The organism is Bacillus sp. N447-1 (genome assembly GCF_022701035.1).
Lineage (GTDB): Bacteria > Bacillota > Bacilli > Bacillales > Bacillaceae_G > Bacillus_A > Bacillus_A cereus.
This window is the reverse complement of record NZ_CP065509.1, coordinates 2,983,769-3,004,966: the sequence shown is the minus strand read 5'-3', so window position 1 is coordinate 3,004,966 and position 21,198 is coordinate 2,983,769. Positions and strand designations below refer to the sequence as shown.

The following is a 21,198-nucleotide window of genomic DNA, read 5'->3' as shown; positions in this document are numbered from 1 at the left end:
GTGAAAGAAAGAAGAGCTGCCAGTTAGTTGCTGGCAGTTTTTCTAGTTGAGTAGAAAATGCTATACTGTATATATTGTAAAATTAAATAGAGCTGGAGTGATATCAATATCATGGATAACATGAACCACGAAGAATTAAACGACCAATTGATTGTTCGTCGTGAAAAGCTACATAATTTACGTGAACAAGGAATTGACCCGTTCGGTAAAAGATTTGAACGCACAAATTCAACAACTGATTTAGTGAGTCTATATGGAGAGTTCTCTAAGGAAGAATTAGAGGAGAAGGAAATCGCTGTTTCTATCGCTGGTCGTATTATGACAAAACGCGGAAAAGGGAAAGCTGGATTTGCACACGTTCAAGATTTACATGGACAAGTTCAAATTTATGTTCGTAAAGATGCTGTTGGAGATGACGAGTACGAATTATTTAAAACAGCAGATTTAGGTGATTTAGTAGGTATTGAAGGTAAAGTGTTCAAAACAAATGTTGGAGAACTTTCAGTAAAAGCAACAGGCTTTACGCTATTAACGAAATCTCTTCGTCCATTACCAGATAAATACCATGGATTAAAAGATGTTGAACAACGATACCGTCAACGTTACTTAGACTTAATTACAAGTATGGAAAGTCGTGAAACGTTCGTTACTCGTAGTAAAATCATTCGTGAGATGAGAAGATACCTAGATGACAACGGTTATCTTGAAGTGGAAACACCTATGATGCATGCAATTGCAGGTGGAGCTTCTGCGCGTCCTTTCACTACACATCATAATGCGTTAGATATGGAATTATATATGCGTATCGCAATTGAGCTACATTTAAAGCGTCTTATTGTGGGTGGTTTGGAAAAAGTATATGAGATCGGCCGTGTATTCCGTAATGAGGGTGTATCAACTCGTCATAACCCTGAGTTTACGATGATTGAATTATATGAAGCATACGCTGATTATAAAGATATTATGAAGTTAACAGAAGATATGGTTGCTCATATCGCGAAAAAAGTACTGGGTACAACAACAATCCAGTATGGTGATTATGAAATTAATCTAGAACCAGAATGGACACGTCTTCATATGGTAGATGCGATTAAGCAATACTCTGGAGCTGATTTCTGGAATCCGATGAGTGTAGAAGAAGCGCGTGAGCTTGCAAAAGAACATAATGTAGAAATTAAAGATACAATGGAAGTTGGTCATATTATAAATGAATTCTTCGAACAAAAAGTAGAAGATAAATTAATCCAACCAACATTTATTTACGGTCATCCGGTAGAAATCTCACCGCTTGCGAAAAAGAATGATGAAGATCCAAGATTTACAGATCGTTTCGAATTATTTATCGTTGCACGTGAACATGCAAATGCATTCACTGAGTTAAATGATCCAATCGATCAAAAAGAACGTTTTGAAGCGCAATTAAAAGAGCGCGAACAAGGTAATGATGAAGCTCATATGATGGATGACGATTATATTGAAGCTCTTGAGTACGGTATGCCTCCTACGGGTGGATTAGGAATCGGTATTGATCGTCTAGTTATGTTATTAACAAATGCACCATCTATTCGTGATGTATTATTATTCCCTGCTATGCGCCATAAACAAGACTAAGCTTTGGAGATTTCTCCAAAGCTTTTTTTATTTGAGCATGAGTTGCGTGGGTATAGTAAGTCTTGATAGTGCGAGAAATTATATTTATATAGAAGAAATGTGCTGTTTTTATACTTTTTTACTAAGTTAAAAATTTTATTAGAAAAACTATTGCATTTTAATAATCAAACTGGTATATTTATATTCGTTGCCACGAAAGGTAACAAACAAAACAAACGAAAAACAACTTATTGAAAAAAAGTTGTTGACGAAAATATAACGAAATGTTATATTGATAAAGTCGCTTCTGAGCGACGAAGTAGTTCTTTGAAAACTGAACGAAACAAACAACGTGAAACGTCAATTTTTATTTTAGATGCTAGACAAACTAACTTTATTGGAGAGTTTGATCCTGGCTCAGGATGAACGCTGGCGGCGTGCCTAATACATGCAAGTCGAGCGAATGGATTAAGAGCTTGCTCTTATGAAGTTAGCGGCGGACGGGTGAGTAACACGTGGGTAACCTGCCCATAAGACTGGGATAACTCCGGGAAACCGGGGCTAATACCGGATAACATTTTGAACTGCATGGTTCGAAATTGAAAGGCGGCTTCAGCTGTCACTTATGGATGGACCCGCGTCGCATTAGCTAGTTGGTGAGGTAACGGCTCACCAAGGCAACGATGCGTAGCCGACCTGAGAGGGTGATCGGCCACACTGGGACTGAGACACGGCCCAGACTCCTACGGGAGGCAGCAGTAGGGAATCTTCCGCAATGGACGAAAGTCTGACGGAGCAACGCCGCGTGAGTGATGAAGGCTTTCGGGTCGTAAAACTCTGTTGTTAGGGAAGAACAAGTGCTAGTTGAATAAGCTGGCACCTTGACGGTACCTAACCAGAAAGCCACGGCTAACTACGTGCCAGCAGCCGCGGTAATACGTAGGTGGCAAGCGTTATCCGGAATTATTGGGCGTAAAGCGCGCGCAGGTGGTTTCTTAAGTCTGATGTGAAAGCCCACGGCTCAACCGTGGAGGGTCATTGGAAACTGGGAGACTTGAGTGCAGAAGAGGAAAGTGGAATTCCATGTGTAGCGGTGAAATGCGTAGAGATATGGAGGAACACCAGTGGCGAAGGCGACTTTCTGGTCTGTAACTGACACTGAGGCGCGAAAGCGTGGGAGCAAACAGGATTAGATACCCTGGTAGTCCACGCCGTAAACGATGAGTGCTAAGTGTTAGAGGGTTTCCGCCCTTTAGTGCTGAAGTTAACGCATTAAGCACTCCGCCTGGGGAGTACGGCCGCAAGGCTGAAACTCAAAGGAATTGACGGGGGCCCGCACAAGCGGTGGAGCATGTGGTTTAATTCGAAGCAACGCGAAGAACCTTACCAGGTCTTGACATCCTCTGAAAACCCTAGAGATAGGGCTTCTCCTTCGGGAGCAGAGTGACAGGTGGTGCATGGTTGTCGTCAGCTCGTGTCGTGAGATGTTGGGTTAAGTCCCGCAACGAGCGCAACCCTTGATCTTAGTTGCCATCATTAAGTTGGGCACTCTAAGGTGACTGCCGGTGACAAACCGGAGGAAGGTGGGGATGACGTCAAATCATCATGCCCCTTATGACCTGGGCTACACACGTGCTACAATGGACGGTACAAAGAGCTGCAAGACCGCGAGGTGGAGCTAATCTCATAAAACCGTTCTCAGTTCGGATTGTAGGCTGCAACTCGCCTACATGAAGCTGGAATCGCTAGTAATCGCGGATCAGCATGCCGCGGTGAATACGTTCCCGGGCCTTGTACACACCGCCCGTCACACCACGAGTTTGTAACACCCGAAGTCGGTGGGGTAACCTTTGGAGCCAGCCGCCTAAGGTGGGACAGATGATTGGGGTGAAGTCGTAACAAGGTAGCCGTATCGGAAGGTGCGGCTGGATCACCTCCTTTCTATGGAGAATTGATGAACGCTGTTCATCAATATAAGTTTCCGTGTTTCGTTTTGTTCAGTTTTGAGAGAACTATCTCTCATATATAAATGTATGTTCTTTGAAAACTAGATAACAGTGTAGCTCATATTTTTTAATTTTTAGTTTGGTTAAGTTAGAAAGGGCGCACGGTGGATGCCTTGACACTAGGAGTCGATGAAGGACGGGACTAACGCCGATATGCTTCGGGGAGCTGTAAGTAAGCTTTGATCCGAAGATTTCCGAATGGGGAAACCCACCATACGTAATGGTATGGTATCCTTATCTGAATACATAGGGTAAGGAAGACAGACCCAGGGAACTGAAACATCTAAGTACCTGGAGGAAGAGAAAGCAAATGCGATTTCCTGAGTAGCGGCGAGCGAAACGGAACATAGCCCAAACCAAGAGGCTTGCCTCTTGGGGTTGTAGGACATTCTATACGGAGTTACAAAGGAACGAGGTAGACGAAGCGACCTGGAAAGGTCCGTCGTAGAGGGTAACAACCCCGTAGTCGAAACTTCGTTCTCTCTTGAATGTATCCTGAGTACGGCGGAACACGTGAAATTCCGTCGGAATCTGGGAGGACCATCTCCCAAGGCTAAATACTCCCTAGTGATCGATAGTGAACCAGTACCGTGAGGGAAAGGTGAAAAGCACCCCGGAAGGGGAGTGAAAGAGATCCTGAAACCGTGTGCCTACAAATAGTCAGAGCCCGTTAATGGGTGATGGCGTGCCTTTTGTAGAATGAACCGGCGAGTTACGATCCCGTGCGAGGTTAAGCTGAAGAGGCGGAGCCGCAGCGAAAGCGAGTCTGAATAGGGCGTTTAGTACGTGGTCGTAGACCCGAAACCAGGTGATCTACCCATGTCCAGGGTGAAGTTCAGGTAACACTGAATGGAGGCCCGAACCCACGCACGTTGAAAAGTGCGGGGATGAGGTGTGGGTAGCGGAGAAATTCAATCGAACCTGGAGATAGCTGGTTCTCCCCGAAATAGCTTTAGGGCTAGCCTTAAGTGTAAGAGTCTTGGAGGTAGAGCACTGATTGGACTAGGGGTCCTCATCGGATTACCGAATTCAGTCAAACTCCGAATGCCAATGACTTATCCTTAGGAGTCAGACTGCGAGTGATAAGATCCGTAGTCAAAGGAAACAGCCCAGACCGCCAGCTAAGGTCCCAAAGTGTGTATTAAGTGGAAAAGGATGTGGAGTTGCTTAGACAACTAGGATGTTGGCTTAGAAGCAGCCACCATTTAAAGAGTGCGTAATAGCTCACTAGTCGAGTGACTCTGCGCCGAAAATGTACCGGGGCTAAATACACCACCGAAGCTGCGGATTGATACCAATGGTATCAGTGGTAGGGAGCGTTCTAAGGACAGTGAAGTCAGACCGGAAGGACTGGTGGAGTGCTTAGAAGTGAGAATGCCGGTATGAGTAGCGAAAGACGGGTGAGAATCCCGTCCACCGAATGCCTAAGGTTTCCTGAGGAAGGCTCGTCCGCTCAGGGTTAGTCAGGACCTAAGCCGAGGCCGACAGGCGTAGGCGATGGACAACAGGTTGATATTCCTGTACCACCTCTTTATCGTTTGAGCAATGGAGGGACGCAGAAGGATAGAAGAAGCGTGCGATTGGTTGTGCACGTCCAAGCAGTTAGGCTGATAAGTAGGCAAATCCGCTTATCGTAAAGGCTGAGCTGTGATGGGGAAGCTCCTTATGGAGCGAAGTCTTTGATTCCCGCTGCCAAGAAAAGCTTCTAGCGAGATAAAGGTGCCTGTACCGCAAACCGACACAGGTAGGCGAGGAGAGAATCCTAAGGTGTGCGAGAGAACTCTGGTTAAGGAACTCGGCAAAATGACCCCGTAACTTCGGGAGAAGGGGTGCTTTCTTAACGGAAAGCCGCAGTGAATAGGCCCAAGCGACTGTTTAGCAAAAACACAGCTCTCTGCGAAGCCGTAAGGCGAAGTATAGGGTGACACCTGCCCGGTGCTGGAAGGTTAAGGAGAGGGGTTAGCGTAAGCGAAGCTCTGAACTGAAGCCCCAGTAAACGGCGGCCGTAACTATAACGGTCCTAAGGTAGCGAAATTCCTTGTCGGGTAAGTTCCGACCCGCACGAAAGGTGTAACGATTTGGGCACTGTCTCAACCAGAGACTCGGTGAAATTATAGTACCTGTGAAGATGCAGGTTACCCGCGACAGGACGGAAAGACCCCGTGGAGCTTTACTGTAGCCTGATATTGAATTTTGGTACAGTTTGTACAGGATAGGCGGGAGCCATTGAAACTGGAGCGCTAGCTTCGGTGGAGGCGCTGGTGGGATACCGCCCTGACTGTATTGAAATTCTAACCTACGGGTCTTATCGACCCGGGAGACAGTGTCAGGTGGGCAGTTTGACTGGGGCGGTCGCCTCCTAAAGTGTAACGGAGGCGCCCAAAGGTTCCCTCAGAATGGTTGGAAATCATTCGTAGAGTGCAAAGGCATAAGGGAGCTTGACTGCGAGACCTACAAGTCGAGCAGGGACGAAAGTCGGGCTTAGTGATCCGGTGGTTCCGCATGGAAGGGCCATCGCTCAACGGATAAAAGCTACCCCGGGGATAACAGGCTTATCTCCCCCAAGAGTCCACATCGACGGGGAGGTTTGGCACCTCGATGTCGGCTCATCGCATCCTGGGGCTGTAGTCGGTCCCAAGGGTTGGGCTGTTCGCCCATTAAAGCGGTACGCGAGCTGGGTTCAGAACGTCGTGAGACAGTTCGGTCCCTATCCGTCGTGGGCGTAGGAAATTTGAGAGGAGCTGTCCTTAGTACGAGAGGACCGGGATGGACGCACCGCTGGTGTACCAGTTGTTCTGCCAAGGGCATAGCTGGGTAGCTATGTGCGGAAGGGATAAGTGCTGAAAGCATCTAAGCATGAAGCCCCCCTCAAGATGAGATTTCCCATAGCGTAAGCTAGTAAGATCCCTGAAAGATGATCAGGTTGATAGGTTCGAGGTGGAAGCATGGTGACATGTGGAGCTGACGAATACTAATAGATCGAGGACTTAACCATATAATATGAAGCAATGTTATCTAGTTTTGAAAGAATATAAAAAACTTATTGACTTTAAAAGTTAAATGAGTTACAATGATTCTTGTCTTAAATGAATACAGTCTGGTAATGATGGCAGAGAGGTCACACCCGTTCCCATACCGAACACGGAAGTTAAGCTCTCTAGCGCCGATGGTAGTTGGGACCTTGTCCCTGTGAGAGTAGGACGTTGCCAGGCAATCCGGAGGATTAGCTCAGCTGGGAGAGCACCTGCCTTACAAGCAGGGGGTCGGCGGTTCGATCCCGTCATCCTCCACCATTTAGCCGACTTAGCTCAATTGGTAGAGCAACTGACTTGTAATCAGTAGGTTGGGGGTTCAAGTCCTCTAGTCGGCACCAGTTTTTATTGTAAGAGCCATTAGCTCAGTTGGTAGAGCATCTGACTTTTAATCAGAGGGTCGAAGGTTCGAGTCCTTCATGGCTCACCATTTTAATTAATATGCGGGTGTGGCGGAATTGGCAGACGCACTAGACTTAGGATCTAGCGCCTTTGGCGTGGGGGTTCGACTCCCTTCACCCGCACTTTTAATAAAATATCTCAAACATGTCTTGCGGAAGTAGTTCAGTGGTAGAATACAACCTTGCCAAGGTTGGGGTCGCGGGTTCGAATCCCGTCTTCCGCTCCAATTTTCAATATGACATGCCGGGGTGGCGGAACAGGCAGACGCACAGGACTTAAAATCCTGCGGTGGGTGACCACCGTGCGGGTTCGACCCCCGCCCTCGGCACCATATGCGCCCGTAGCTCAATTGGATAGAGCGTTTGACTACGGATCAAGAGGTTAGGGGTTCGACTCCTCTCGGGCGCGTTTTCTTTCGGGAAGTGGCTCAGCTTGGTAGAGCACCTGGTTTGGGACCAGGGGGTCGCAGGTTCAAATCCTGTCTTCCCGATACTTGTTTGGGGCCTTAGCTCAGCTGGGAGAGCGCCTGCCTTGCACGCAGGAGGTCAGCGGTTCGATCCCGCTAGGCTCCACCATTAGTTCTTTGAAAACTGAACGAAACAAACAACGTGAAACGTCAATTTTTATTTTAGATGCTAGACAAACTAACTTTATTGGAGAGTTTGATCCTGGCTCAGGATGAACGCTGGCGGCGTGCCTAATACATGCAAGTCGAGCGAATGGATTAAGAGCTTGCTCTTATGAAGTTAGCGGCGGACGGGTGAGTAACACGTGGGTAACCTGCCCATAAGACTGGGATAACTCCGGGAAACCGGGGCTAATACCGGATAACATTTTGAACCGCATGGTTCGAAATTGAAAGGCGGCTTCGGCTGTCACTTATGGATGGACCCGCGTCGCATTAGCTAGTTGGTGAGGTAACGGCTCACCAAGGCAACGATGCGTAGCCGACCTGAGAGGGTGATCGGCCACACTGGGACTGAGACACGGCCCAGACTCCTACGGAGGCAGCAGTAGGGAATCTTCCGCAATGGACGAAAGTCTGACGGAGCAACGCCGCGTGAGTGATGAAGGCTTTCGGGTCGTAAAACTCTGTTGTTAGGGAAGAACAAGTGCTAGTTGAATAAGCTGGCACCTTGACGGTACCTAACCAGAAAGCCACGGCTAACTACGTGCCAGCAGCCGCGGTAATACGTAGGTGGCAAGCGTTATCCGGAATTATTGGGCGTAAAGCGCGCGCAGGTGGTTTCTTAAGTCTGATGTGAAAGCCCACGGCTCAACCGTGGAGGGTCATTGGAAACTGGGAGACTTGAGTGCAGAAGAGGAAAGTGGAATTCCATGTGTAGCGGTGAAATGCGTAGAGATATGGAGGAACACCAGTGGCGAAGGCGACTTTCTGGTCTGTAACTGACACTGAGGCGCGAAAGCGTGGGGAGCAAACAGGATTAGATACCCTGGTAGTCCACGCCGTAAACGATGAGTGCTAAGTGTTAGAGGGTTTCCGCCCTTTAGTGCTGAAGTTAACGCATTAAGCACTCCGCCTGGGGAGTACGGCCGCAAGGCTGAAACTCAAAGGAATTGACGGGGGCCCGCACAAGCGGTGGAGCATGTGGTTTAATTCGAAGCAACGCGAAGAACCTTACCAGGTCTTGACATCCTCTGAAAACCCTAGAGATAGGGCTTCTCCTTCGGGAGCAGAGTGACAGGTGGTGCATGGTTGTCGTCAGCTCGTGTCGTGAGATGTTGGGTTAAGTCCCGCAACGAGCGCAACCCTTGATCTTAGTTGCCATCATTAAGTTGGGCACTCTAAGGTGACTGCCGGTGACAAACCGGAGGAAGGTGGGGATGACGTCAAATCATCATGCCCCTTATGACCTGGGCTACACACGTGCTACAATGGACGGTACAAAGAGCTGCAAGACCGCGAGGTGGAGCTAATCTCATAAAACCGTTCTCAGTTCGGATTGTAGGCTGCAACTCGCCTACATGAAGCTGGAATCGCTAGTAATCGCGGATCAGCATGCCGCGGTGAATACGTTCCCGGGCCTTGTACACACCGCCCGTCACACCACGAGAGTTTGTAACACCCGAAGTCGGTGGGGTAACCTTTTTGGAGCCAGCCGCCTAAGGTGGGACAGATGATTGGGGTGAAGTCGTAACAAGGTAGCCGTATCGGAAGGTGCGGCTGGATCACCTCCTTTCTATGGAGAATTGATGAACGCTGTTCATCAATATAAGTTTCCGTGTTTCGTTTTGTTCAGTTTTGAGAGAACTATCTCTCATATATAAATGTATGTTCTTTGAAAACTAGATAACAGTGTAGCTCATATTTTTTAATTTTTAGTTTGGTTAAGTTAGAAAGGGCGCACGGTGGATGCCTTGACACTAGGAGTCGATGAAGGACGGGACTAACGCCGATATGCTTCGGGGAGCTGTAAGTAAGCTTTGATCCGAAGATTTCCGAATGGGGAAACCCACCATACGTAATGGTATGGTATCCTTATCTGAATACATAGGGTAAGGAAGACAGACCCAGGGAACTGAAACATCTAAGTACCTGGAGGAAGAGAAAGCAAATGCGATTTCCTGAGTAGCGGCGAGCGAAACGGAACATAGCCCAAACCAAGAGGCTTGCCTCTTGGGGTTGTAGGACATTCTATACGGAGTTACAAAGGAACGAGGTAGACGAAGCGACCTGGAAAGGTCCGTCGTAGAGGGTAACAACCCCGTAGTCGAAACTTCGTTCTCTCTTGAATGTATCCTGAGTACGGCGGAACACGTGAAATTCCGTCGGAATCTGGGAGGACCATCTCCCAAGGCTAAATACTCCTAGTGATCGATAGTGAACCAGTACCGTGAGGGAAAGGTGAAAAGCACCCGGAAGGGGAGTGAAAGAGATCCTGAAACCGTGTGCCTACAAATAGTCAGAGCCCGTTAATGGGTGATGGCGTGCCTTTGTAGAATGAACCGGCGAGTTACGATCCCGTGCGAGGTTAAGCTGAAGAGGCGGAGCCGCAGCGAAAGCGAGTCTGAATAGGGCGTTTAGTACGTGGTCGTAGACCCGAAACCAGGTGATCTACCCATGTCCAGGGTGAAGTTCAGGTAACACTGAATGGAGGCCCGAACCCACGCACGTTGAAAAGTGCGGGGATGAGGTGTGGGTAGCGGAGAAATTCCAATCGAACCTGGAGATAGCTGGTTCTCCCCGAAATAGCTTTAGGGCTAGCCTTAAGTGTAAGAGTCTTGGAGGTAGAGCACTGATTGGACTAGGGTCCTCATCGGATTACCGAATTCAGTCAAACTCCGAATGCCAATGACTTATCCTTAGGAGTCAGACTGCGAGTGATAAGATCCGTAGTCAAAGGGAAACAGCCCAGACCGCCAGCTAAGGTCCCAAAGTGTGTATTAAGTGGAAAAGGATGTGGAGTTGCTTAGACAACTAGGATGTTGGCTTAGAAGCAGCCACCATTTAAAGAGTGCGTAATAGCTCACTAGTCGAGTGACTCTGCGCCGAAAATGTACCGGGGCTAAATACACCACCGAAGCTGCGGATTGATACCAATGGTATCAGTGGTAGGGAGCGTTCTAAGGACAGTGAAGTCAGACCGGAAGGACTGGTGGAGTGCTTAGAAGTGAGAATGCCGGTATGAGTAGCGAAAGACGGGTGAGAATCCCGTCCACCGAATGCCTAAGGTTTCCTGAGGAAGGCTCGTCCGCTCAGGGTTAGTCAGGACCTAAGCCGAGGCCGACAGGCGTAGGCGATGGACAACAGGTTGATATTCCTGTACCACCTCTTTATCGTTTGAGCAATGGAGGGACGCAGAAGGATAGAAGAAGCGTGCGATTGGTTGTGCACGTCCAAGCAGTTAGGCTGATAAGTAGGCAAATCCGCTTATCGTAAAGGCTGAGCTGTGATGGGAAGCTCCTTATGGAGCGAAGTCTTTGATTCCCGCTGCCAAGAAAAGCTTCTAGCGAGATAAAAGGTGCCTGTACCGCAAACCGACACAGGTAGGCGAGGAGAGAATCCTAAGGTGTGCGAGAGAACTCTGGTTAAGGAACTCGGCAAAATGACCCCGTAACTTCGGGAGAAGGGTGCTTAACGGAAAGCCGCAGTGAATAGGCCCAAGCGACTGTTTAGCAAAACACAGCTCTCTGCGAAGCCGTAAGGCGAAGTATAGGGGGTGACACCTGCCCGGTGCTGGAAGGTTAAGGAGAGGGGTTAGCGTAAGCGAAGCTCTGAACTGAAGCCCCAGTAAACGGCGGCCGTAACTATAACGGTCCTAAGGTAGCGAAATTCCTTGTCGGGTAAGTTCCGACCCGCACGAAAGGTGTAACGATTTGGGCACTGTCTCAACCAGAGACTCGGTGAAATTATAGTACCTGTGAAGATGCAGGTTACCCGCGACAGGACGGAAAGACCCCGTGGAGCTTTACTGTAGCCTGATATTGAATTTTGGTACAGTTTGTACAGGATAGGCGGGAGCCATTGAAACCGGAGCGCTAGCTTCGGTGGAGGCGCTGGTGGGATACCGCCCTGACTGTATTGAAATTCTAACCTACGGGTCTTATCGACCCGGGAGACAGTGTCAGGTGGGCAGTTTGACTGGGGCGGTCGCCTCCTAAAGTGTAACGGAGGCGCCCAAAGGTTCCCTCAGAATGGTTGGAAATCATTCGTAGAGTGCAAAGGCATAAGGGAGCTTGACTGCGAGACCTACAAGTCGAGCAGGGACGAAAGTCGGGCTTAGTGATCCGGTGGTTCCGCATGGAAGGGCCATCGCTCAACGGATAAAAGCTACCCCGGGATAACAGGCTTATCTCCCCCAAGAGTCCACATCGACGGGGAGGTTTGGCACCTCGATGTCGGCTCATCGCATCCTGGGGCTGTAGTCGGTCCCAAGGGTTGGGCTGTTCGCCCATTAAAGCGGTACGCGAGCTGGGTTCAGAACGTCGTGAGACAGTTCGGTCCCTATCCGTCGTGGGCGTAGGAAATTTGAGAGGAGCTGTCCTTAGTACGAGAGGACCGGGATGGACGCACCGCTGGTGTACCAGTTGTTCTGCCAAGGGCATAGCTGGGTAGCTATGTGCGGAAGGGATAAGTGCTGAAAGCATCTAAGCATGAAGCCCCCCTCAAGATGAGATTTCCCATAGCGTAAGCTAGTAAGATCCCTGAAAGATGATCAGGTTGATAGGTTCGAGGTGGAAGCATGGTGACATGTGGAGCTGACGAATACTAATAGATCGAGGACTTAACCATATAATATGTAGCAAATGTTATCTAGTTTTGAAGGAATATGCCTTCATAGTTTGGTGATGATGGCAGAGAGGTCACACCCGTTCCCATACCGAACACGGAAGTTAAGCTCTCTAGCGCCGATGGTAGTTGGGACCTTGTCCCTGTGAGAGTAGGACGTCGCCAAGCAACTAAACACGAGTCAAATGACTCGTGTTTTTTCGTGTTTTCTTTTATAATCCATAGTAATTAAAAAAATATGCTTAAATAATTACTATTTTGATTAAATGCAGGGGAATGTGGCTAGGATAGTGAATAAGCAAAAGAGTTGCAAATTTTATTAATACGTATATAATTAAAGTCAAAGATAGTCAAAGTCAATAAAGGTGGCGGATAAATGAGAAATATATCTGATATCATTGAGCAATATCTAAAGCAAGTTATTGACTTAAGTAATAATAATGTGATTGAAATCAAAAGAAATGAGATTGCGGATCGATTCGAGTGCGTACCATCTCAAATCAATTATGTAATCAATACCCGTTTTACATTAGAAAGAGGATTTGTAGTAGAAAGTAAACGTGGTGGAGGAGGTTACATTCGCATTATAAAAGTCAAACTGCATGATGATATAGACATTATTGATCAAATGCTTCATATGATTGATCATAGCGTTGCACAAGGGAATGCAGAGAGTATGATTATACGTTTATTAGAAGAGGGAATCATAACAGGCCGTGAAGCAAAATTAATGTTAAGTGTACTAGATCGTTCTGTATTATCAATGGATATTCCTTCTCGAGATGAACTTAGGGCTCGAATATTATGCGCAATGTTAAGAACACTGAAATATAAATAAATACAGCTTTTGTAAAAGAATGATAATTAAGATAGGGCAGTTAAATATTGTAGAAGTTTTGAAAAAGAGCATGTACTTTTATCTGAGTGGATTAAGGAAAGAGGACAATCTAGTAATGTATGAAAAGTATCATGAGGTAGATCGTTCCTGTTGTAAAGGTGGGGATATTGATGACTTGTCAAAACTGTAATATAAGACCAGCAACTTTACATTATACAAAAGTAATCAACGAGAAGAAGGCGGAAGTTCATCTTTGTGAGCAATGTGCGGAGCAAAGTGGCTATACGTCTTTCTTTCAATCATCACAGTCTAACTTTTCATTTCATGATGTATTTGCTGGTTTATTACACGGTGAATCAACAATGTTTGGAGAAGGAAAAAACGGGTTTTCAAATACAAATACAGTAAGATGTCCAGATTGTAAGATGACATATGAACATTTTACAAAAGTGGGACGCTTTGGTTGTGCTTCTTGTTACGATACATTTAAAGGACACTTAAACCCATTGTTAAAGCGACTTCATGGTGGACATACAGAACATTGTGGAAAAATTCCGGAACGAATGGAAGGAAATATCCACTTAAAGAAAGAATTAGATGAACTAAAACTTATTCTGAAACAATATGTACAGAATGAGGAGTTTGAGAAAGCTGCTGAGGTAAGAGATGAAATTCGAGGGCTTGAAACTCAGCTTAGTGAGCATAGAGAGGGGGAGTAGTTCTATGTCACTGGACAAAATTATGAATGAAGCGATTAGTCCATGGATGAAGGGGGATGGCCCTGATTCTGATATTGTTTTAAGTAGTCGAATTCGTTTGGCTCGTAATTTTAAGCAATATCAATTTTCTACTATGCAAAACGAAGAGGAAGCTCAAAAGGTTCAAGAATTATTTAAAAAGAAATTTATAAATAAAGCGGTAGAGCCCTTTGGGAAGTTTGGACTATTAAAAATGAATGAACTAACTCCTCTTCAAAGGAGAGTTTTAGTCGAAAAGCATTTAATTAGTCCAAATCTAGCAGGGACCGAATATGGAGCATGTCTGTTATCAGAAAGCGAACACATTAGTGTGATGCTTAATGAGGAAGACCACATTAGGATTCAGTGCCTATTTCCAGGACTACAGTTATCAAAGGCTCTTCAAAGCGCCAATCAAATAGATAATTGGATTGAGAAAGAGGTTGAATATGCTTTTGATGAATCACTTGGATATATTACGAGTTGTCCTACTAACGTTGGTACAGGATTAAGAGCTTCTGTAATGATTCATTTACCAGGGCTGGTTTTAACAAAAAGAATTAGCCGTATTATACAAGTAATTCAAAAATTAGGTTTAGTAGTAAGAGGAATATACGGTGAAGGTAGCGAAGCGTTAGGTAATATATTTCAAGTATCAAATCAAATGACGTTAGGGAAATCCGAAGAAGATATTATTGCAGATTTAAAGAGTGTCATGCAGCAAATTATACAACAAGAAAAATTGGCCAGAGAATTAATTGTACAAAATTCGAGCATTGAGCTTGAAGATAAGGTTTATCGTTCTTACGGTATACTAGCAAACAGTCGTTTAATTCAATCTGCAGAAGCGGCAACTTGCTTATCGGATGTACGACTCGGTATTGATCTAGGATATATAAAAGGTATATCGAGAAATATTTTGACTGAGCTAATGGTTCTTACGCAACCTGGTATTTTACAACAATATGCAGGAGGACCTTTAGGACCAGAAGAAAGAGATTATCGAAGAGCAACCTTAATCCGTGAGCGATTACGTATTGAAAAAAACTAAGCGCAAGTAGGAGGCGATTTCTATGATGTTTGGAAGATTTACAGAAAGAGCACAGAAAGTATTAGCTTTATCTCAAGAGGAAGCAATTCGCATTGGGCATAATAACATTGGAACAGAACATATTTTACTTGGGCTTGTACGCGAAGGTGAAGGAATTGCAGCAAAAGCGTTAATTGCTCTTGGATTGAGCCCGGAGAAAGTGCAAAAAGAGGTAGAAGCGTTAATTGGACGTGGAACAGAAGCTTCTCAAACTGTACATTATACACCTCGTGCTAAAAAAGTTATTGAATTGTCTATGGATGAAGCGCGTAAGCTAGGACATTCTTACGTTGGAACAGAACATATTTTACTTGGCTTAATCCGTGAAGGTGAAGGTGTAGCGGCACGTGTATTAAATAATTTAGGTGTAAGCCTCAACAAAGCAAGACAACAAGTGTTACAACTTCTTGGAAGTAACGAAGCAAGTTCAGGTCACCAAGGTGGTTCATCGACAAATGCAAATACACCGACACTAGACAGTTTAGCGCGCGACTTAACAGTTGTTGCACGTGAGAATCGTTTGGATCCTGTTATTGGACGTAGTAAAGAAATTCAACGTGTAATTGAAGTGTTAAGCCGTAGAACAAAAAACAATCCAGTGTTAATTGGAGAGCCTGGTGTAGGTAAAACAGCAATTGCTGAAGGGTTAGCACAGCAAATCGTAAATAATGAAGTTCCTGAAACGTTAAGAGATAAGCGTGTTATGACACTAGATATGGGGACAGTGGTAGCTGGGACGAAATATCGTGGTGAGTTTGAAGATCGTTTAAAGAAAGTAATGGATGAAATACGTCAAGCAGGGAATATTATTCTATTTATTGATGAACTTCATACATTAATCGGTGCAGGTGGAGCAGAAGGTGCAATCGATGCATCGAATATTTTAAAACCATCTTTAGCACGCGGAGAATTACAATGTATTGGTGCGACAACTTTAGATGAGTATCGTAAATATATTGAAAAGGATGCAGCTTTAGAGAGACGTTTCCAGCCAATTCATGTTGATGAGCCGAGTCTAGAAGAATCAACTCAAATCTTGAAAGGGTTACGCGATCGTTATGAGGCGCATCACCGTGTGTCTATTACAGATGATGCAATTGATGCAGCTGTAAAACTTTCTGATCGTTATATTACGGATCGTTTCTTACCGGATAAAGCAATTGATTTAATTGATGAAGCTGCTTCAAAAGTTCGCTTGCGTTCTTATACAACACCACCAAACTTAAAAGAGCTTGAAGTGAAGCTTGAGGAAATTCGAAAAGAAAAAGATGCGGCTGTACAAAGTCAAGAGTTTGAAAAGGCTGCTTCCTTACGTGATATGGAACAACGCTTACGTGAGAAATTGGAAGATACAAAACGTCAGTGGAAAGAGCAACAAGGAAAAGAAAATTCAGAGGTTACGGTAGAAGATATTGCAAATGTCGTTTCTACATGGACACGTATCCCTGTTTCTAAACTTGCACAAACAGAGACTGATAAATTATTAAACTTAGAATCCATTCTTCATGATCGTGTCATCGGTCAGGATGAAGCTGTAGTGGCTGTAGCGAAAGCTGTTCGTCGTGCAAGAGCAGGATTGAAAGATCCGAAACGTCCAATTGGTTCATTTATTTTCTTAGGGCCAACAGGTGTAGGTAAAACAGAATTAGCAAGAGCATTGGCAGAATCTATGTTCGGTGATGAGGATGCAATGATTCGCATTGATATGTCTGAGTATATGGAGAAACATTCAACTTCTCGCTTAGTTGGTTCTCCTCCAGGATATGTTGGGTATGAAGAAGGCGGACAATTAACAGAGAAGGTTCGTCGTAAGCCTTATTCAGTTGTCCTATTAGATGAAGTAGAGAAGGCACATCCTGATGTATTTAATATTCTACTACAGGTATTGGAAGATGGTCGTTTAACTGATTCTAAAGGACGTACAGTTGATTTCCGTAATACGATTGTTATTATGACGTCTAACGTTGGTGCTGAGGCGTTAAAACGTAACAAACATCTTGGATTTAACGTACAAGATGAAAGCCGTGATTATTCGGATATGAAAGGTAAAGTAATGGATGAGCTGAAAAAGGCATTTCGTCCAGAATTCTTAAACCGTATTGATGAAATTATCGTATTCCATATGCTTGAGAAAAAACATATTCAAGAAATTGTGACTCTTATGGTAAATCAGTTAGTGAATCGCTTAAAAGAACAAGAAATTGAATTGCACTTAACAGAAGGAGCGATTGCAGCTATTGCTGATAAAGGGTTTGATCGTGAATATGGTGCTCGTCCACTACGTAGAGCAATTCAGAAGCATGTAGAAGATAGACTATCGGAAGAACTTTTAAAAGGTGCTATTGAGAAAGGTCAAAAAGTTATCTTTGATGTAGAAGGGGAAACATTTGTCATTCATAGTGCTGAAAAGGTAAAATAAGTATAGACAAACTAAGAGGGCTACGAGATAGCCCTCTTTCTTGTACGAGAAGGTCAAATGTTTATAGATGAAAGCGAAGTGAAATATAAAAAGATATGGCTAAAAAGAAAACAAAATTCACATGTCAAGAGTGTGGTTATCAATCACCAAAATATATGGGTAAATGTCCAGGGTGTGGTCAATGGAATTCGCTTGTTGAAGAGATGGAACCCGTTGTATCATCCAGACGCCTAAATTATGCAAATGCAATTCAAACAGAAGTAACAAAACCAAGACGTCTTACAGAAGTAGAAACAAAGTCTGAGGCACGTATTGAAACAAAATTTCAAGAGTTTAACCGTGTACTAGGTGGCGGAATTGTAGATGGATCTTTAGTACTTATTGGTGGGGACCCTGGGATTGGAAAATCAACGTTATTATTACAGATTTCCTCGCAATTAGCAGATGCTTCATATGATGTATTGTATATATCAGGTGAGGAGTCAGCAAAGCAGATTAAACTTCGTGCAGATCGTTTACATGTAAATGGTAGTAATCTATTTGTTGTATCAGAGACAGATTTACAGCGTATTGCAGCACATATTGAAGAGATGAATCCTGCTTTTGTTGTTATTGATTCTATTCAAACGATACATTTACCTGAGGTGACATCAGCTCCTGGTAGTGTGGCGCAAGTACGTGAATGTACAGCAGAATTAATGAAACTTGCAAAAACAAAGGGAATCCCAATTTTCATCGTAGGACATGTGACAAAAGAAGGTGCAATTGCGGGACCGCGTATGCTAGAACATATGGTCGATGCAGTTCTTTACTTTGAAGGAGATCGACACCATACATATCGTATTTTACGAGCTGTAAAGAATCGTTTTGGTTCTACGAATGAAATGGGTATCTTTGAAATGAAAGAACTTGGCCTTGCAGAAGTCTTAAATCCTTCTGAAATTTTCCTTGAGGAAAGACCAGTTGGAGTTGCAGGTTCAACAGTAGTTGCCTCAATGGAAGGAACAAGACCAGTTTTAGTAGAAATACAGGCATTAATTTCCCCTACTAGTTTTGGAAATCCTCGAAGAATGGCGACAGGAATTGATCATAATCGTGTCTCGCTTATTATGGCGGTACTAGAGAAAAGAACAGGTTTACTATTACAAAATCAAGATGCGTATTTAAAAGTAGCTGGTGGTTTGAAATTAGACGAACCGGCAATTGATTTAGCTGTCGCCTTAAGTATAGCTTCAAGTTTTAGAGATAAATCTACGGCACCAACTGATGCGGTAATAGGAGAAGTTGGATTAACTGGAGAAATAAGAAGAGTATCAAGAATTGAACAACGTGTACAAGAAGCAGCTAAATTAGGATTTCAACGTGCTATCATTCCTAGAAAAAATTTAGGGGGATGGACAATTCCAGAGGGGATTGAGGTTGTAGGTGTTTCTAATTTGGGAGAAGCGCTTCGTTTGACATTAGGAGGCTAGGCTATGGAAGAAAATAAGCAACGTGTCAAAAGTATGATTAACATTTTACAGCTCGTGGCCCCAGGAACACCACTGCGCGAAGGGATAGATAATGTACTTCGCGCACAAACGGGGGGACTAATTGTTCTTGGGTATAATGAGCAGATTAAAAGCATTGTTGATGGTGGTTTTCATATTAATTGCGCATTCTCTCCTGCTAGTTTATATGAATTAGCAAAAATGGATGGAGCACTTATTTTAAATGAAACTGGAAGTAAAATTTTAATTGCAAACGCACAGTTAGTTCCAGATTCATCTATTGATTCTATTGAAACAGGTATGCGTCACCGAACAGCAGAGCGTGTAGCAAAGCAGACGGGCAGCCTTGTTGTGGCCATTTCACAAAGACGTAATGTAATTACGCTATATCAAGGGAACTTACGTTATACATTAAAAGATATAGGTGTCATTTTAACGAAGGCAAATCAAGCAATTCAAACGCTAGAAAAATATAAGGCTGTATGGAATGACGGCATTACGAATTTGGGTATTCTAGAATTTGAAGAGGTCGTTACAATGTCCGAGGTGGTTCACGTTTTACATAGTGTTGAAATGGTGCTGCGTATTAAAAATGAAATATTGAGCTATATTCATGAGTTAGGAACAGAAGGTAGGTTAATTCGTTTACAGCTTACAGAATTACTAGCTGATTTAGAGGCAGAGGCAGCATTGTTAATTAAAGATTATCACCAGGAGAAAACACAAGACCATCATCAAATCTTGAAAAAGTTACAAGATCTTGCAAATACACAACTTTTAGAGGATAGTGATTTAGTTAAATTGCTTGGCTATCCAGGACAAACAAGTTTAGAAGAAAGTGTGACACCTAGAGGGTACCGAATCACAAGCAAGATTTCTCGTGTTCCGCCACTTATTATCGAGAATTTAATTAATCGATTTAAAACATTGCAAGGTGTTTGCCGAGCAACTATTAATGAATTGGATGATGTGGAAGGAATTGGAGAAGTGAGAGCGAAGAAAATACGAGAAGGTCTAAAAAGAATTCAAGAGCATCTCTATATGAGTAGACACAATTAAGAATATTACATTGATTCTATAATATAACGACACTAGAACATTTTTGGTATATGATATGATATATTTGTAAATAAAACTATTTACAAAAAAACACGTCCGCTTTTGCATTCGGCGTTTTGATTAGCGAAACAATGGTTAATAATGAGTAGGAGGTGGTTGGATGTTAAAACGGATTGTACAGCTCTTCTTTTTAGTGATCGGGGGAGCGTTAGGGATTTACTTAATCCCAAAAATTATTAATGTATTAGATATCGGTGCGGTTCCTTTGTTGGAAGGATCGTATGTTCGTGCAATTATTGGTGCAATTATTTTATTTTTAACAACATTTTGGCTTGTAGATTATATTGTTCAACTTATTAAGCATATTGAAGAGGCTCTGGTAAAGGCGCCTGTAGCAGATGTTTTATTTGGTACATTAGGATTAATCTCTGGTCTTATTGTTGCATATTTAATTTTGATACCAATTCGTGAATTTACAATTCCAGTTATTAGTACGGTGTTGCAAGTGTTCTTCACCCTTTTACTTGGATATTTAGGATTCCAAGTAGGATTTAAAAAGAGGAATGAATTGCTAGGATTATTTACATTACCCCAACGCGGAGGTAAGAAGAAAAACAATAGTGAGAATGAAGAGGTAGAGGTCGAAGCAGAAAAATCTACGACTCATTGGAAAATTCTCGATACGAGTGTAATTATTGACGGACGTATTGCAGATATTTGCCAAACAAAGTTTTTAGAAGGAACAATTGTCATTCCGCAATTCGTATTAGAAGAGCTTCAGCATATTGCCGATTCTTCAGATGCTTTAAAGCGTAATCGTGGCCGCAGAGGGCTAGACATTTTAAATCGTATTCAAAAGGAGATGCCAATTCCGGTAGAAATTTATGAAGGCGATTTCGATGATATCCAAGAAGTAGATAGCAAGCTTGTAAAGTTGGCAAAAATCACTGGTGGAACTGTAGTAACAAACGATTTCAATTTAAACAAAGTTTCTGAATTACAAGGGGTTACGGTGTTAAACATTAATGATTTAGCTAATGCGATTAAACCAGTCGTACTCCCTGGTGAAGAATTAAGTGTTTATGTTGTGAAAGATGGTAAAGAACAAAATCAAGGTGTTGCATACTTAGATGATGGTACGATGATTGTAGTAGAAGATGGTAGAGAGTATGTGGGTTCACAACTTGACGTACTTGTTACTAGCGTATTACAAACATCGGCTGGTCGTATGATTTTCGCAAAACGTAAATTGCTAGAAAAAGCATTATAAGTAGAGGATTATTA

General features: G+C 43.8%; 8 protein-coding genes, 9 tRNA genes and 6 rRNA genes. All 23 read left to right on the top strand.

Going from position 1 to position 21,198, the window contains the following annotated elements; genetic code table 11:
• The first annotated feature begins 111 nt into the window (after positions 1 to 111).
• On the top strand, positions 112 to 1,611 hold the full coding sequence (gene lysS, locus IQ781_RS15200; protein WP_000369668.1) for a lysine--tRNA ligase: 1,500 nt from the start codon (positions 112 to 114) through the stop codon (positions 1,609 to 1,611).
• Positions 1,612 to 1,984: 373 nt separating this feature from the next.
• A 16S ribosomal RNA gene (locus tag IQ781_RS15195) occupies positions 1,985 to 3,531 on the top strand.
• Between the two features lie 146 nt (positions 3,532 to 3,677).
• A 23S ribosomal RNA gene (locus IQ781_RS15190) occupies positions 3,678 to 6,591 on the top strand.
• A 101-nt stretch (positions 6,592 to 6,692) separates the two neighbouring features.
• Positions 6,693 to 6,808, top strand: a 5S ribosomal RNA gene (rrf, locus tag IQ781_RS15185).
• 5 nt (positions 6,809 to 6,813) lie between these two features.
• Positions 6,814 to 6,889 (top strand) — tRNA-Val (locus IQ781_RS15180).
• A gap of 4 nt (positions 6,890 to 6,893) precedes the next feature.
• Positions 6,894 to 6,969 (top strand) — tRNA-Thr (locus tag IQ781_RS15175).
• 13 nt (positions 6,970 to 6,982) lie between these two features.
• A tRNA-Lys gene (locus IQ781_RS15170) sits at positions 6,983 to 7,058 on the top strand.
• A 13-nt stretch (positions 7,059 to 7,071) separates the two neighbouring features.
• Positions 7,072 to 7,152 (top strand) — tRNA-Leu (locus IQ781_RS15165).
• 29 nt (positions 7,153 to 7,181) lie between these two features.
• A tRNA-Gly gene (locus IQ781_RS15160) sits at positions 7,182 to 7,256 on the top strand.
• 16 nt (positions 7,257 to 7,272) lie between these two features.
• Positions 7,273 to 7,361, top strand: a tRNA-Leu gene (locus IQ781_RS15155).
• Positions 7,362 to 7,364: 3 nt separating this feature from the next.
• Positions 7,365 to 7,438: transfer RNA gene (locus IQ781_RS15150), tRNA-Arg, on the top strand.
• Between the two features lie 8 nt (positions 7,439 to 7,446).
• A tRNA-Pro gene (locus tag IQ781_RS15145) sits at positions 7,447 to 7,520 on the top strand.
• A gap of 9 nt (positions 7,521 to 7,529) precedes the next feature.
• Positions 7,530 to 7,605, top strand: a tRNA-Ala gene (locus tag IQ781_RS15140).
• A gap of 75 nt (positions 7,606 to 7,680) precedes the next feature.
• Positions 7,681 to 9,231, top strand: a 16S ribosomal RNA gene (locus IQ781_RS15135).
• A gap of 146 nt (positions 9,232 to 9,377) precedes the next feature.
• Positions 9,378 to 12,284 (top strand): 23S ribosomal RNA (locus IQ781_RS15130).
• A 49-nt stretch (positions 12,285 to 12,333) separates the two neighbouring features.
• Positions 12,334 to 12,449 (top strand): 5S ribosomal RNA (rrf, locus tag IQ781_RS15125).
• The 16S, 23S and 5S rRNA genes sit together here with 9 tRNA genes alongside, the layout of an rRNA operon.
• Before the next feature lie 208 nt (positions 12,450 to 12,657).
• On the top strand, positions 12,658 to 13,119 hold the full coding sequence (gene ctsR / locus IQ781_RS15120) for a transcriptional regulator CtsR (protein WP_001244565.1): 462 nt from the start codon (positions 12,658 to 12,660) through the stop codon (positions 13,117 to 13,119).
• A gap of 170 nt (positions 13,120 to 13,289) precedes the next feature.
• Positions 13,290 to 13,838, top strand: coding sequence for a protein-arginine kinase activator protein McsA (mcsA, locus tag IQ781_RS15115; protein WP_000128399.1), 549 nt, complete (start codon positions 13,290 to 13,292; stop codon positions 13,836 to 13,838).
• A 4-nt stretch (positions 13,839 to 13,842) separates the two neighbouring features.
• Positions 13,843 to 14,907, top strand: coding sequence for a protein-arginine kinase McsB (gene mcsB / locus IQ781_RS15110; RefSeq protein ID WP_000050842.1), 1,065 nt, complete (start codon positions 13,843 to 13,845; stop codon positions 14,905 to 14,907).
• A gap of 22 nt (positions 14,908 to 14,929) precedes the next feature.
• Positions 14,930 to 17,365 carry an ATP-dependent protease ATP-binding subunit ClpC gene (gene clpC / locus IQ781_RS15105; protein ID WP_000971183.1) on the top strand — a complete coding sequence of 812 codons (2,436 nt, stop codon included), beginning with the start codon at positions 14,930 to 14,932 and terminating at the stop codon, positions 17,363 to 17,365.
• A gap of 95 nt (positions 17,366 to 17,460) precedes the next feature.
• Positions 17,461 to 18,837, top strand: coding sequence for a DNA repair protein RadA (radA, locus tag IQ781_RS15100; RefSeq protein ID WP_001085202.1), 1,377 nt, complete (start codon positions 17,461 to 17,463; stop codon positions 18,835 to 18,837).
• Between the two features lie 3 nt (positions 18,838 to 18,840).
• Positions 18,841 to 19,914 (top strand): DNA integrity scanning diadenylate cyclase DisA, encoded by a 1,074-nt coding sequence (disA, locus tag IQ781_RS15095; protein ID WP_000392163.1) that lies wholly within the window; start codon positions 18,841 to 18,843, stop codon positions 19,912 to 19,914.
• 160 nt (positions 19,915 to 20,074) lie between these two features.
• Positions 20,075 to 21,184 (top strand): PIN/TRAM domain-containing protein, encoded by a 1,110-nt coding sequence (locus tag IQ781_RS15090; RefSeq protein ID WP_000919677.1) that lies wholly within the window; start codon positions 20,075 to 20,077, stop codon positions 21,182 to 21,184.
• Positions 21,185 to 21,198: the final 14 nt, after the last annotated feature.